The following is a 13,768-nucleotide window of genomic DNA, read 5'->3' as shown; positions in this document are numbered from 1 at the left end:
AATATTTGGAGTGACCCATGGATTTCAAACGCACCTTGCTCATTGCTGCTCTGCCGCTGGCTTTCTGCCTCTCAGGCGTGGCCCAGGCCGAAATCAAAATCAAATTCGCCGAAGTCCACCCGGCGGGCTATCCGCCGGTAGTGGCCGAACAGGACATGGGCAAGAAGCTCCAGGATCAAAGTAACGGCGATATCAGCTTCAAAATGTTTGCCGGCGGCGTACTGGGTTCCGAGAAAGAAGTGGTCGAGCAGTTGCAGTCCGGCGCGGTGCAGATGACCCGCGTCAGCCTCGGCATCCTCGGGCCGGTGGTGCCCGAGACCAATGCCTTCAACCTGCCCTTTGTGTTCCGCGACCAGGCACACATGCGCAAAATCATCGACGGTGAAATCGGCCAGGAGATGCTCGACAAGATCACCCACTCCGACTTCAACATGGTCGCCCTGGCGTGGATGGATGGCGGCACCCGCAACCTCTATACCAAAAAACCTGTGCGCCAGATCGCAGACCTCAAGGGCATGAAAATCCGGGTCCAGGGCAACCCGGTATTTATCGACACCATCAACGATATGGGCGGCAACGGCATTGCCATGGCCACCGGCGAGATCTTCAGCGCCCTGCAGACCGGCGTGATCGACGGTGCAGAAAACAACACCCCGACCTTCCTCGAACATAACCACTACCAGAACGCCAAGTACTTCACCTGGACTGATCACCTGATCCTGCCCGAGCCGATCGTGATTGCCAAAACCACCTGGCTCAAGCTCAGCCCCGAGCAACAGGCGCTGGTGCAGAAGGTCGCCCGTGAAGCACAAATGGAAGAGCGCATTCTGTGGGACAAAAAATCTTCCGACGCTGAAACAAAGCTCAAGGCATCCGGCGTGGAGTTCATCACCCTCAGCCCGGAACAGAAAAAAGCCTTTTACGACGCCACTCAGCCCGTTCGTGACAAATACGGGGCGGACTACAAAGACCTGATCTCGCGTATTGAAGCGGTCCAATAAGCCTGTCCGATAATGCCGCGCTGACGGGGCCTGCCCCGTCAGCGCCGCAGTGGTGAGCCCCATGAAAAATACCGTACTGCGCTTGAACGACATGCTGTATCGGGTCTGTATCGGGATCGCCGGCTTGTCGGTGCTGACCATGACCCTGATCATTCCCTGGGGCATTTTTGCCCGCTACGTACTGGGCTCAGGCTCCAGCTGGCCAGAGCCGGTCGCCATCTTGCTGATGGTGGTTTTTACCTTCTTCGGCGCGGCCGCCAGTTACCGCGCCGGCGCACACATGGCGGTGTCGATGGCGGTCGAGCGGATGCCGCCAATGGTGCGCAAACAGGCGGCCTTGCTGGTGCAGGTTCTGATGGTGGTGGTTTGTCTGTTCATGGCCGTCAAGGGCTTCAAGCTGTGCGCCACTACCTGGAATCAGTTCCTGGGCGAGATGCCGTCCTTGCGGGTCGGAATTTCCTATTTGCCGATCCCCATTGGCGGTCTGGTGACCCTGGTTTTTGTCCTGGAAAAACTCTTTCTGGGTGACCAGAGCCACCGCCGTGCCGTGCGGTTCGACATTGTAGAAGCCAGCGAAGAGGCCGTCTAAATGGATGCTTTTGTATTGTTGGGCAGCTTCATTGCACTGATTCTCATCGGTATGCCGGTGGCTTACGCCCTGGGCCTTTCGGCGCTGATTGGTGCGTGGTGGATCGATATTCCGTTTGATGCACTGATGATTCAGGTTGCCGGCGGCGTGAACAAATTCTCCCTGCTGGCGATTCCGTTCTTCGTTCTGGCGGGTGCGATCATGGCCGAAGGCGGCATGTCGCGCAGGCTGGTGGCGTTCGCCGGGGTGCTGGTAGGGTTCGTGCGCGGCGGCCTGTCCCTGGTCAATATCGTGGCTTCGACCTTCTTCGGGGCGATTTCCGGCTCTTCGGTGGCCGACACCGCCTCGGTGGGCTCAGTGCTGATTCCGGAAATGGAACGTGCCGGTTACCCCCGTGAGTTCTCCACGGCGGTCACCGTCAGCGGTTCGGTACAGGCCTTGCTCACACCACCGAGTCACAACTCAGTGCTGTACTCGCTGGCCGCGGGTGGCACGGTGTCGATTGCCTCGCTGTTTATGGCCGGGATCTTTCCGGGGCTGCTGCTCAGCGCCGTCATGATGGGCCTGTGCATGATTTTCGCGCGCAAGCGCAACTACCCCAAGGGTGAAGTGATTCCGCTGCGCCAGGCGCTGAAAATTGCCGGCGATGCGCTCTGGGGCCTGATGGCCATGGTCATCATCCTCGGCGGCATTCTGTCGGGCATTTTCACCGCCACCGAGTCGGCGGCCATCGCCGTGCTCTGGTCGTTCTTCGTCACCATGTTCATTTATCGCGACTACAAATGGCGTGACCTGCCCAAGCTGATGCACCGGGCGGTGCGCACTATTTCCATCGTGATGATCCTGATCGGTTTCGCTGCCAGCTTCGGCTACATCCTGACGCTGATGGAGATCCCGATGAAGATCACCACAGCGTTCCTGACGCTGTCGGATAACCGCTACGTGATTCTGATGTGCATCAACGTCATGTTGCTGCTGTTGGGCACGGTGATGGACATGGCGCCGCTGATTCTGATCCTGACCCCGATTCTGTTGCCGGTGATTATCGGGATCGGTGTCGACCCGGTGCACTTCGGCATGATCATGCTGGTGAATCTGGGGATCGGGCTGATTACGCCACCGGTGGGTGCGGTCCTGTTCGTCGGTGCCGCCGTGGGCAAGGTCACGATCGAAAACACCGTCAAAGCCCTGCTGCCGTTCTATGCCGCGCTGCTGCTGGTGCTGATGCTGGTGACATACGTTCCGGCTATCTCGTTGTGGCTGCCAAGCATGGTGCTGTAACCCTCCCCCGCTGTAGGAGCGCGCTTGCTCGCGAGCTGTTTAAAAGCTCGCTCCTACAGATTCTCGGTTTAATTTCCAGCCAAGGAGGCTGGTTGCTCATGTCTGCTCCTGCTTTGTTTCCCCGTCATGTCGCGGTGTTGCTGCTGGTCTTGCTGGCCTGCGCATTTGCCGGCAACCACATCGCCGCGCGGATTGCCTTTGACCACGACACCGGTCTGTTGCTGGCGATTCTGTGCCGCGCCGGCGTGACCCTGCTGGTGTTGACCAGCCTGGTGCTGTGGCAACGTGAACGCCCCCGGTTAACCCCCGCCCACTGGCGCTGGCAATTGCTGTTGGGGGTACTGATCGCGGCGCAAAGCTTCTTTATCTATTCAGCCGTGGCCCGAATCCCCGTGGCCCTGGCATTGTTGATCGCCAACGTGGCGCCGATCCTGCTGGTGCTGCTGACCTGGGCCCTGGGCGGTTCGGCCCCGACCCGGCGGGCAGCGGTATTGATGGGCGTGATCATGTTCGGGCTGGCATTTGCCCTGGACGTCCCCGAGCGCCTGTCGAATCAAGGCACAACCGAAACACAATGGCTGGAAGGCATTGCCTTCGGGTTCGCCGCAGCTTCTGTCTTTGCCTGCGCGCTGTGGATCACTGACCACAAGCTGTCGAGCGTTCGCGGTACGGTGCGCAGCATGCTGACGATGCTGATTGTATTCAGCGTCGCGGCAGTCGCCGGAGTCAGCGGTGTATTGCCGGGAGGCGTTTCTCTGCCCGGTTCGTCAACCGGCTGGACCGCCCTCGCCTGCCTGGTGGCACTTTATGGACTAGGGTTCTGCCTGCTGTTTATTTGCCTGACCCGCCTGGACATGGCCCGCAATGCCCCGGTCATGAACGTTGAACCGGTGGCCAGCCTGCTGTTTGGCTGGCTGATTCTGGACCAGTTGCTCAGCAGCAGTCAGGTGATCGGTGGCTTGATCGTAGTCGCCGGTATTGTGATGCTGACGTGGCGGCGTGCCGCGTGATTGCTCAGTTGAGGTAGCGGCCATGCAGCCCGAAACGTTGATCCTTGAAGACCGCCTGACCCGGCTGACACTGGCGCCGATGATCGGGGCCAGCATTGTCAACTGGAGCGTCATCGCCAGTGGCCAGCCGCTGTTGCGCCCCAGTGCCGACACGGCATTGAACAGCGGCTTGCCGGGACGCCTGGCGTGCTATCCGCTGGTGCCCTGGTCGAACCGCATCGGTGCGGGCGGCTTTGACGGCCCGCAGCACTGGTTTGTGCTGCAGCCCAACAGCCCCACCGAAGCCTTGCCCATCCACGGCAGCGGCTGGCAACAACCCTGGCGCGTGATTGAGCACACGGCGCAGCATGCCTGCGTGCAACTCGAGAGCACTGTGCCCTTCGCCTACCGCGCACAGCTGCATTACCGCCTGAGTGAAGGTCAACTGCGCATCGAGCTGAGCGTGACCCATCAGGACGAACGCGCCGCCTGGCATGGCCTGGGGCTGCATCCCTATTTGCCCCGCACGCCCCGCACCCGCTTGCAGGCCCGCACTGCACAAGTCTGGCTGTGCGATAGCAACGGGCTGACCACGCACCTTGCCGCTTTGGCGGCGGACCGGGATTTCAATCAGCTTGCCCGCCTGCCTGAGACACGACTCGACAACTGTTTTACCGGCTGGGATGGCCATGGGCTGATCAGCCAGCCGGACCTGGGCTACGAGCTGGAGTGCCGGGCCACGGGGGCCCCGTATTGCCTGGTGTATTGCCCTGAAGCAGAGGATTTCTTTTGCTTCGAACCGGTCAGTCATCCGGTCAACGCCCACCACCTGCCAGGCCGCCCGGGACTGAAGCTGTTGCACCGGGGGCAATCGGCCGGGCTGGCTTTGAGCATGAGTTACCGGCCGCTGTGATGCGCTTTGTAGATCCAGATCAATAGTTCGGGCTGTGGGCTCGTCTACCATCGCGCCTTTTTGCGAATGATCTGACCATGCCACTTGCACCGCCCGAACTCCTCGCCCCTGCCGGCACCCTGAAAAACATGCGCTATGCCTTCGCCTATGGCGCCGACGCGGTGTACGCCGGCCAGCCACGTTATAGCCTGCGGGTGCGCAACAACGAATTCGACCACGACAACCTGGCCATCGGTATCGCCGAGGCCCAGGCTCAGGGCAAGCGCTTTTACGTGGTGGTCAACATCGCCCCGCACAATGCCAAGCTACGCACCTTTCTCAAAGACCTTGAGCCGGTGATTGCCATGGGCCCGGATGCGCTGATCATGTCCGACCCGGGCTTGATCATGCTGGTACGCCAACACTTCCCGCAGATGCCGATTCATTTGTCGGTACAAGCCAATACCGTGAACTGGGCCAGTGTCGAATTCTGGCAACTGCAGGGTTTGAGCCGGATCATTCTGTCGCGGGAACTGTCACTGGAAGAAATCGAGGAAATCCGCCAAAAAGTACCCGCCATGGAGCTGGAAATTTTCGTACATGGCGCACTGTGCATGGCCTACTCCGGCAGGTGCCTGCTGTCGGGCTATATGAACAAGCGTGACGCCAATCAGGGCAGTTGCACCAATGCCTGTCGCTGGAAGTACGCGGCAACCCCGGCAACGGAAAACGAGCTGGGCAATGTGGTCAATATCGTTGAGCCAACGCTCGGGGTGGGGGCGCCCAGGGATGAAGTGTTCGTGTTGCACGAAGCCAGTCGCCCGGATGAGCCGATGTCGGCCTTCGAAGACGAACACGGCACCTACATCATGAACTCCAAGGATTTGCGGGCGGTGCAACACGTTGCGCGCCTGGCCGCCATGGGGGTGCATTCGCTGAAGATCGAAGGCCGCACCAAATCGCATTTTTACTGCGCGCGGGCGACCCAGGTGTATCGCAAGGCGATTGATGATGCGGTGGCGGGCCGTGATTTTGACCACAGCCTGATGACCGATCTGGAGTCACTGGCGCAGCGCGGTTACACCGAAGGCTTTTTGCGCCGCCATGTGCACGACGAGTACCAGAACTACCTGCATGGCAGCTCGCTGTCCCATCGTCAGCAGTTTGTGGGGGAGATGACCGGCGAGCGGCGCAACGGGCTGGCTGAAGTTAAAGTCAAAAACCGCTTTGCCTTGGGTGATCATCTGGAGTTGATGACGCCCCGTGGCAACTATCACTTTGATCTTGACCGGTTGCACAACAGCGCCGGGCTACCGGTTCAGGTAGCGCCGGGGGACGGCCACACCGTGTACTTGCCAATACCGGACCAGGTGGATCTGAACTACGCGCTGCTGATGCGGGATTTGACAGTAAGCGAAACCATCGAGCGCACGGCATAGCCCCACCTGACTTACAAACTTGTGGGGGCTGGCTTGCCAGCGATGCAGGCAACCGGCTGTATCTGCAGGATTGAACCGAAACCATCGCCAGCAAGCTGGCTCCCACAGGGCCAGGACCTGACACATACACCCTTATGGGAGCTGGCTTGCCAGCGATGCAGGCAACCGGCTGTATCTGCAGGATTGAGCCGAAGCCATCGCCAGCAAGCTGGCTCCCACAATGTTAACGCACCATCAAGGCAGCACACACAGTGTGGTGTCAGTCCCTGAATACTTCATCCAGCAGGTTGTGCATGGCGGTGAAGGCCCGATGCGCGGTTTTGGCGTCGTACATCATTTTGCCCGGCACGTTGGCATGGGGGTCTGTGAAGGAGTGCACGGCGCCGCCATAGCTGGTCAGTTGCCAGTCGATGCCGGCCGCGTTCATCTCGGCTTCGAAAGCCGGCAATTGTTCATGGGGCACCAGCGGGTCGGACGCGCCATGCAGCACCAGCACTGATCCGGTGATGCTCTTGGCATCGATCGGATTCGGTGTATCAAGGGATCCGTGGAAGGAAATGGCAGCTTTCAACGGTGCACCACCACGCGCCAGTTCCAGCGAGCAGCAGCCACCGAAACAGAAGCCAAACGTCGCCAGCTTGCTGCTGTCGACCACGGCCAGGCCCTGGTTTTTCAGCACGTCATAGGCCGCCCACATACGCTTGCGCAACAGGGCGCGGTCGTTCTTGAGCGGCATCATCGCAGCACCCGCCTCGTCACCGTTGGCCGGGCGAATGGCCTGGCCGTACAGGTCGGCGATCAGCACCACATAGCCCTGCTCTGCCACTGATTTGGCAATCTCTTCAGCGCCTTCGCTAATACCCATCCAGTTTGGTGCCATCAGCAAGCCCGGCAGCGGGTCTTCTCGACTCGGGTCAAAGGCCAGACGGCCTTCGTAAGACAGGCCGTCAATTTGATAGGCAACGGAACTGACCGTAATAGATTTCATTAAAAACTCCTGAATTCGAAACAAAAAAAACCCGCCGAAGCGGGTTTTTTATAGCTCAGTTACACCGACAACTCTACTAACAGTTTATTTAGACGACGGACATAGGCCGCGGGGTCTTTCAAACTGTCACCAGCCGCCAGGGCTGCCTGGTCGAAGAGGATGTGCGACAGGTCGCCAAAACGCTCTTCGCTCTGCTCCGCATCGAGTTTCTCGATCAGCGGGTGAGCCGGGTTGAACTCGAAGATCGGCTTGGATTCCGGCACTTTCTGACCGCTGGCTTCCAGGATCTGGCGCATTTGCATGCCCAGGTCCTGCTCGCCGATGGCCAGAATGGCTGGAGAATCGGTCAGACGGTGCGATACCCGCACTTCGCTGACGCTTTCGCCCAGGGCTGCCTTGATACGCTCAACCAGACCTTCTTTGGACTTGGCGACTTCTTCTGCGGCTTTTTTGTCCTCTTCCGAGTCCAGGTTGCCCAGATCGAGATCACCGCGTGCCACGTCAACAAAGCTCTTGCCGTCGAAATCGCTGAGGTAGCTCATCAGCCACTCGTCGATACGATCGGTCAGCAGCAGCACTTCGATGCCTTTCTTGCGGAAGACTTCAAGGTGCGGGCTGTTTTTGACCTGGGCGTAGGTTTCGCCGGTCAGGTAGTAAATCTTGTCCTGACCTTCTTTGGCACGGGCCAGGTAGTCGGCCAGAGCAACGTTTTGCTCGCCGTCGTCACCGTGGGTCGAAGCAAAGCGCAACAGACCGGCGATTTTTTCCTTGTTGGCGAAATCTTCAGCCGGGCCTTCTTTCATGACCTGGCCAAAGTTCTTCCAGAAGCCCTGATATTTCTCAGGCTCGTTCTTCGCCAGTTTTTCCAGCATGTCGAGTACACGCTTGGTCAGCGCCGACTTCATGGAATCGATGATCGGGTCTTTCTGCAGGATTTCCCGCGACACGTTCAACGACAGATCATTGGAGTCGATCACGCCTTTAATGAAGCGCAGGTACAGCGGCAGGAACGACTCTGCCTGATCCATCACGAATACACGCTGCACGTACAGCTTCAGACCTTTTGGCGCTTCACGCTGATACAGGTCGAACGGAGCACGGGCCGGCACGTAGAGCAGCGAGCTGTATTCCAGCTTGCCTTCTACTTTGTTATGGCTCCAGGCCAGCGGGTTCTCAAAGTCGTGAGCAATGTGCTTGTAGAACTCCTGATATTCCTCGTCTTTGACTTCAGTACGAGGACGGGTCCACAGAGCACTGGCGCGGTTAACGGTTTCCCACTCCAGAGCCGGTGCTTCTTCGCCCTCCGCTACGGTCTGCTCTTTAGGCAGCTCGATTGGCAGGGCGATATGGTCGGAATACTTTTTGATAATGTTGCGCAGACGCCAGCCATCAGCGAACTCTTCTTCGCCTTTCTTCAGGTGCAGCACGATTTTGGTACCGCGATCAGCTTTCTCGACGGTAGCAACTTCAAACTCGCCTTCGCCCTTGGAGGACCAATGCACGCCTTCGCTTGCAGGCGTACCGGCACGGCGGCTGAATACGTCAACCTTGTCAGCCACGATAAAGGCCGAGTAGAAACCCACGCCGAACTGGCCGATCAGGTGCGAGTCTTTCTTCTGGTCGCCTGACAGGTTCTTCATAAAGTCAGCAGTACCGGACTTGGCGATCGTACCCAGGTGGGTGATCACGTCGTCACGGTTCATACCGATACCGTTGTCTTCGAGGGTGACGGTATTGGCGTCCTTGTCGAAGCTCACACGGATTTTCAGGTCAGCACCGCCTTCCAGCAGCTCAGGCTTGGAAAGCGCTTCGAAACGTAATTTATCGACAGCATCAGAGGCGTTCGAGATCAATTCGCGAAGGAAGATTTCCTTGTTGGAATACAGCGAATGGATCATGAGGTGTAGCAGTTGCTTGACCTCGGTCTGGAAGCCCAGGGTTTCTTTTTGAGTTTCCACGCTCATTGTTATCAAACTCCGATTAGATGGCATGAGCCACGCCCGAGAGGGTTGGCGGCGGGATGTCATGAAAGTTGGGGGCTAAGGTTCAAATTTCAAGGCCCGCACAATCAATGCCGCACTTTTCACTCCGTGACAGCTGCATATAACCCCTCGTTTATATATCTGAACGGCCATGGAACTTAAGCGCACAGCACGTGCTCAAACGCCCAGTAGATCTACTCATAAGGAGAAACACCCCATGCGTAATACTTTTGCTGTTGCCCTGATGCTTGCTGCCACCCTCGGTCTCGCTGCTTGCGACAAAAAATCCGAAGACAAGGCCCAGGAAGCGGCTCAACACACCGAGCAATCTCAAGAAAAAATGAATGAAGCCCAAGACAAAGTAAACGATGCGGCCAAAGAGAACGCTGAAGCGGCTAAAGCCCAGGCTGAGTCGAATGAAGCTGCAGCTAAAGAAGCTGCTCCGGCTGCACCTGTGGCAACTCCAGAAAGCAAGTAATCCGCTTTTGTGAGCTGCAACACAAAGCCTGCCAAGTGCAGGCTTTGTTGTATCTGGCTGTTAGGGATTGAAACTCACAACCTTCAATCCCCTGCCAGGAAGTACGCCCATAAAAAAAGCCCTGCATCTAATTAGATGCAGGGCTTTTTGATTGACTCAGTGCACGCTTTTGCCGTGCAGGGTCATTACGCGATAGCTTCTTGACGCTTACCCAACATGCGGTCGCAAATTACCGCACCCAGCAAGGTAACCAGGCATGGCACCAGCCACGCCAAACCCTGGCTGCTGAACGGCATGTTAGCCAGCTGGGCAGGAATCCACTCACCCAAGCCTGCACCTTTAAGTGCATCGATGGTGCCGAAAATAAACGACACCAGCATCACCGGGCCAACAATCCGCGCCTGCGCATGCCACAAGCCTTTGCAGAAGCTCAAGGCCACAAGGACGATACACGGCGGGTAAATAGCCGTCAGCAGCGGGATCGAGAACGCAATCAACTTGGTCAGGCCAAGGTTAGATACGAACAGCGAGAACACGGCGAGGATAACTACCAACGTCTTGTAGGACAGCGGCAAAACCTTGCTGAAGTATTCAGCACAGGCACAGGTCAACCCCACCGCCGTAACCAGACAGGCCAAAGCAATCAGCACTGCCAGGAAGCCACTGCCAAGCGAACCGAAGGTGTGCTGGACATAGGCGTGCAGGACTGCAGCACCGTTGGTTGCACCGGCGGCCACTTCGTGGCTGCCCGACCCCAGACGGAACAGGCTGACATACACCAGCGCCAGACCGACACCGGCGATGAGGCCGGCAATGATTGCGTAGCGGGTAATCAGCTTTGGCGATTCAACACCGCGCGAACGAATCGCGTTGACGATCACGATGCCGAATACCAGTGCTCCGAGGGTATCCATGGTCAGGTAGCCATTGATAAACCCCTGGGAGAACGGTGCTGCCACATATTCCGGGGTCGCAACGCCAACATCACCGGCAGGCAAGGCAAAGGCTGCAATGCCCAGAATCGCCAGCGCAATGATTTTCAGCGGCGCCAGGAACCGGCCAACAGTATCCAGCAAGCGTCCTGGGTACAGCGACACAAAGAACACGATCAGGAAGTACACGGAGCTGTACAGGAATAGCGCCAGCGGGCTTTCACCGGTCAATGGGGCCAGACCGACCTCAAATGAAACGGTAGCCGTACGCGGGGTGGCGAACAGCGGGCCAACGGCCAGGTAGCACACCGCTGCCAGTATGCCGCCAGCCACTTTGCCGATCGGGCTGCTCAGGGCATCCATGCCGCCGCCGACCTTGGCCAGTGCAATGACGGTGACGACCGGCAGGCCTACAGCAGTGAGCAGGAAGCCCAATGCGGCCAACCAGACATGAGGTCCGGACTGCAAGCCCACGATAGGTGGAAAAATAATATTGCCAGCCCCGACAAACAGGGCAAATGTCATAAACCCAAGTGCCAGAATGTCCTGGCCTTTCAAAACTTTCATTACGGAAATACCACACTACTGAATCGGAATTTAGAGGGGAATTTCCCGTGCGGATGTGGGAAATGCTGTCAGCCTGAATAAGGTTGACCCGTCTAGCGCGCGGCTTCCTTTTGGGATGCATACGCAAAAATGCAGAGTTGGTGGCAAGGTTACCGATTTTTTTCCTGAAACGCACTGTTATAGGGCGGACTGTCCGATGAACGAACGCAGTTGTCGCTTAAGTGACATCGAAAATCGTTTTCCTGTGATTTCCTTATTTCGCAATCAGAACTTTCCTACATATGTAATAGCTGCTGGAGATAACTTTCTCTCAACTCCATTACTTCCGGCATATCAGATGTCTGCATCGCGAGCACCTGCAATAAATGCTTTATCCCGGAATGCACAAAGGCCACCCGAAGGTGGCCTTTGTCTGGTGTAACAGTCAGCTAAGCACGTGGCTTATTTGATTGCCCAGCCAGTCAGCTCGGACAGAGCCTTGCCGATGTCTGCCAGCGAACGCACGGTTTTAACGCCTGCGTCTTCCAGAGCAGCAAACTTCTCGTCTGCAGTACCCTTGCCGCCAGAGATGATTGCGCCAGCATGGCCCATGCGCTTGCCAGCAGGGGCAGTCACACCAGCGATGTAGGAAACAACCGGCTTGGTCACGTGTGCCTTGATGTAGGCAGCCGCTTCTTCTTCAGCCGAACCGCCGATCTCACCGATCATTACGATCGCTTCGGTCTTAGGGTCTTCCTGGAACAACTTCAGGATGTCGATGAAGTTGGAGCCTGGGATCGGGTCACCACCGATACCAACGCAAGTCGACTGACCAAAACCGGCGTCAGTAGTTTGCTTGACAGCTTCGTAAGTCAGGGTGCCGGAACGCGACACGATGCCTACTTTGCCTGGCAAGTGAATGTGACCTGGCATGATGCCGATCTTGCATTCGCCTGGAGTGATAACGCCAGGGCAGTTAGGGCCGATCAAGGTAACACCCAGCTCGTCGCACTTAACTTTAGCGTCAAGCATGTCCAGGGTAGGAATGCCTTCAGTGATGCAAACGATCAGCTTGATGCCGCCGAACGCTGCTTCAAGGATCGAGTCCTTGCAGAAAGGAGCTGGAACGTAGATGACGCTGGCGGTTGCGCCAGTGGCTGCTACGGCTTCTTTCACGGTGTTGAACACTGGCAGACCCAGGTGCTCGGTGCCGCCTTTACCCGGAGTTACGCCACCAACCATCTTGGTGCCGTATTCAATGGCTTGCTGGGTGTGGAAGCTGCCCTGCGAACCAGTGATGCCCTGGCAGATAACTTTGGTGTCTTTATTGATCAGGACGCTCATTACTTGCCCTCCGCAGCTTTAACAACTTGTTGAGCAGCGTCGGTCAAGCTGGTAGCAGCGATGATGTTCAAGCCGCTTTCTGCCAGTACTTTAGCGCCCAGTTCAGCGTTGTTGCCTTCAAGACGAACAACCACCGGGATTTTCACGCCGACTTCTTTCACTGCGCCGATGATGCCTTCGGCAATCATGTCGCAACGAACGATGCCGCCGAAGATGTTGACCAGTACTGCAGCGACATTGCTGTCGGACAGGATGATCTTGAACGCTTCGGTTACGCGTTCTTTGGTTGCGCCGCCACCAACGTCAAGGAAGTTGGCTGGCTTGCCGCCATGCAGGTTGACGATGTCCATGGTACCCATGGCCAGGCCAGCACCGTTGACCATGCAACCGATGTTGCCTTCCAGTGCTACGTAGTTCAGTTCGAACTTGGCAGCGTGCGCTTCGCGCGGATCGTCTTGCGACGGATCGTGGAAAGTTTTCAGCTTTGGCTGACGATACATGGCGTTTGCGTCGATGTTGATTTTCGCATCGAGGCAGTGCAGATCGCCGTCAGTCTTGATTACCAGCGGGTTCACTTCCAGCAGAGCCAGGTCGTGATCCTTGAACAGCTTGGCCAGACCGACGAAGATCTTGGCGAACTGAGCAACTTGCTTGCCTTCCAGACCCAACTGGAATGCCAGCTCGCGACCCTGGAATGGCTGAGCGCCAACCAGCGGATCGATAGTGGCTTTCAGGATTTTTTCTGGAGTGTCGTGAGCGATTTTCTCGATGTCCACGCCACCTTCGGTGGAAGCCATGAACACGATGCGGCGGCTCGAACGGTCAACGACAGCGCCCAGGTACAGCTCTTTAGCGATATCAGTGCACGATTCAACCAGGATCTTGGTGACCGGCTGACCATTGGCATCAGTCTGGTAAGTCACCAGACGCTTGCCCAACCACTGTTGTGCGAATGCTTTAGCGTCTTCTTTGCTGCGAACCAGCTTAACGCCGCCCGCTTTACCGCGACCACCTGCGTGAACCTGGGCTTTGACAACCCATTCAGTTCCGCCGATTTTATCGCAAGCTTCTGCGGCTGCTTCCGGGGTATCTACTGCATAACCCTTGGATACTGGCAGGCCGTATTCAGCGAACAGCTGCTTACCCTGATACTCGTGAAGATTCATGCTTTTTACCGTCTTCGTTAGGTACTGCGCATTCGGCGCTGCACTTTAATTAGTGCCGCACCACCTGTGACTGCTGCTTGTGCTGCCCGGACAAACCCGACTCCCGCACAGGCGGGGCCGGATCTGGCTCAAGCGACATAA

Annotated in this window: 12 protein-coding genes; 7 read left to right on the top strand and 5 right to left on the bottom strand. The window is 57.4% G+C overall.

Annotated elements, in window-relative coordinates:
• Nucleotides 1-17 precede the first annotated feature (17 nt).
• The 6 genes from AOC04_RS04535 to trhP all read left to right on the top strand — a co-directional run bounded on the left by AOC04_RS04535 (nucleotide 18) and on the right by trhP (nucleotide 6,191).
• Nucleotides 18-1,001: a TRAP transporter substrate-binding protein gene (locus tag AOC04_RS04535; RefSeq protein WP_060691347.1), complete on the top strand. Its 984-nt coding sequence runs from the start codon at nucleotides 18-20 to the stop codon at nucleotides 999-1,001.
• Nucleotides 1,002-1,062: 61 nt separating this feature from the next.
• Nucleotides 1,063-1,590: a TRAP transporter small permease gene (locus tag AOC04_RS04530; protein ID WP_060691346.1), complete on the top strand. Its 528-nt coding sequence runs from the start codon at nucleotides 1,063-1,065 to the stop codon at nucleotides 1,588-1,590.
• Nucleotides 1,591-2,871, top strand: coding sequence for a TRAP transporter large permease (locus tag AOC04_RS04525; protein WP_060691345.1), 1,281 nt, complete (start codon nucleotides 1,591-1,593; stop codon nucleotides 2,869-2,871).
• A gap of 98 nt (nucleotides 2,872-2,969) precedes the next feature.
• On the top strand, nucleotides 2,970-3,881 hold the full coding sequence (locus AOC04_RS04520; protein WP_060691344.1) for an EamA family transporter: 912 nt from the start codon (nucleotides 2,970-2,972) through the stop codon (nucleotides 3,879-3,881).
• Between the two features lie 22 nt (nucleotides 3,882-3,903).
• Nucleotides 3,904-4,773 carry an aldose 1-epimerase gene (locus tag AOC04_RS04515; RefSeq protein WP_060691343.1) on the top strand — a complete coding sequence of 290 codons (870 nt, stop codon included), beginning with the start codon at nucleotides 3,904-3,906 and terminating at the stop codon, nucleotides 4,771-4,773.
• 77 nt (nucleotides 4,774-4,850) lie between these two features.
• Nucleotides 4,851-6,191, top strand: a complete 1,341-nt coding sequence (trhP, locus tag AOC04_RS04510; protein WP_060691342.1) for a prephenate-dependent tRNA uridine(34) hydroxylase TrhP — start codon at nucleotides 4,851-4,853, stop codon at nucleotides 6,189-6,191.
• A 259-nt stretch (nucleotides 6,192-6,450) separates the two neighbouring features.
• Here trhP and AOC04_RS04505 read toward each other — a convergent pair whose 3' ends face one another.
• Entirely contained in the window at nucleotides 6,451-7,179 is a 729-nt protein-coding gene (locus AOC04_RS04505) for a dienelactone hydrolase family protein (protein WP_060691341.1), read from the bottom strand.
• A gap of 59 nt (nucleotides 7,180-7,238) precedes the next feature.
• The gene (gene htpG, locus AOC04_RS04500; RefSeq protein WP_060691340.1) at nucleotides 7,239-9,143 is read right to left on the bottom strand and encodes a molecular chaperone HtpG; all 1,905 of its coding nucleotides are present in this window, start codon (nucleotides 9,141-9,143) and stop codon (nucleotides 7,239-7,241) included.
• 235 nt (nucleotides 9,144-9,378) lie between these two features.
• On the opposite strand from htpG, the gene AOC04_RS04495 reads away from it, so the two are divergent.
• The gene (locus AOC04_RS04495) at nucleotides 9,379-9,639 is read left to right on the top strand and encodes a hypothetical protein (protein WP_003446926.1); all 261 of its coding nucleotides are present in this window, start codon (nucleotides 9,379-9,381) and stop codon (nucleotides 9,637-9,639) included.
• A 185-nt stretch (nucleotides 9,640-9,824) separates the two neighbouring features.
• Here AOC04_RS04495 and brnQ read toward each other — a convergent pair whose 3' ends face one another.
• The 3 genes from brnQ to sucC form a co-directional block, all read right to left on the bottom strand.
• Entirely contained in the window at nucleotides 9,825-11,138 is a 1,314-nt protein-coding gene (gene brnQ / locus AOC04_RS04490; RefSeq protein ID WP_060691339.1) for a branched-chain amino acid transport system II carrier protein, read from the bottom strand.
• A gap of 441 nt (nucleotides 11,139-11,579) precedes the next feature.
• Complete coding sequence (gene sucD / locus AOC04_RS04485; protein WP_060691338.1) at nucleotides 11,580-12,461, bottom strand: succinate--CoA ligase subunit alpha; 882 nt, start codon at nucleotides 12,459-12,461, stop codon at nucleotides 11,580-11,582.
• On the bottom strand, nucleotides 12,461-13,627 hold the full coding sequence (gene sucC, locus AOC04_RS04480; RefSeq protein WP_003446919.1) for an ADP-forming succinate--CoA ligase subunit beta: 1,167 nt from the start codon (nucleotides 13,625-13,627) through the stop codon (nucleotides 12,461-12,463). Before sucC ends, sucD begins: the two co-directional genes overlap by 1 nt.
• Nucleotides 13,628-13,768: the final 141 nt, after the last annotated feature.

Origin of the sequence: Pseudomonas versuta (assembly GCF_001294575.1) — a bacterium.
GTDB classification, from domain to species: domain Bacteria; phylum Pseudomonadota; class Gammaproteobacteria; order Pseudomonadales; family Pseudomonadaceae; genus Aquipseudomonas; species Aquipseudomonas versuta.
Note: the sequence above shows the minus strand (reverse complement) of the source record. Positions and strands in the feature narration are given on the sequence as shown.

Coding starts and splice junctions, on each gene's coding strand:
- AOC04_RS04535 (WP_060691347.1), top strand. CDS start 18: ATGGATTTCAAACGCACCTTGCTCATTGCTGCTCTGCCGCTGGCTTTC.
- AOC04_RS04530 (WP_060691346.1), top strand. CDS start 1,063: ATGAAAAATACCGTACTGCGCTTGAACGACATGCTGTATCGGGTCTGT.
- AOC04_RS04525 (WP_060691345.1), top strand. CDS start 1,591: ATGGATGCTTTTGTATTGTTGGGCAGCTTCATTGCACTGATTCTCATC.
- AOC04_RS04520 (WP_060691344.1), top strand. CDS start 2,970: ATGTCTGCTCCTGCTTTGTTTCCCCGTCATGTCGCGGTGTTGCTGCTG.
- AOC04_RS04515 (WP_060691343.1), top strand. CDS start 3,904: ATGCAGCCCGAAACGTTGATCCTTGAAGACCGCCTGACCCGGCTGACA.
- trhP (WP_060691342.1), top strand. CDS start 4,851: ATGCCACTTGCACCGCCCGAACTCCTCGCCCCTGCCGGCACCCTGAAA.
- AOC04_RS04505 (WP_060691341.1), bottom strand. CDS start 7,179: ATGAAATCTATTACGGTCAGTTCCGTTGCCTATCAAATTGACGGCCTG.
- htpG (WP_060691340.1), bottom strand. CDS start 9,143: ATGAGCGTGGAAACTCAAAAAGAAACCCTGGGCTTCCAGACCGAGGTC.
- AOC04_RS04495 (WP_003446926.1), top strand. CDS start 9,379: ATGCGTAATACTTTTGCTGTTGCCCTGATGCTTGCTGCCACCCTCGGT.
- brnQ (WP_060691339.1), bottom strand. CDS start 11,138: ATGAAAGTTTTGAAAGGCCAGGACATTCTGGCACTTGGGTTTATGACA.
- sucD (WP_060691338.1), bottom strand. CDS start 12,461: ATGAGCGTCCTGATCAATAAAGACACCAAAGTTATCTGCCAGGGCATC.
- sucC (WP_003446919.1), bottom strand. CDS start 13,627: ATGAATCTTCACGAGTATCAGGGTAAGCAGCTGTTCGCTGAATACGGC.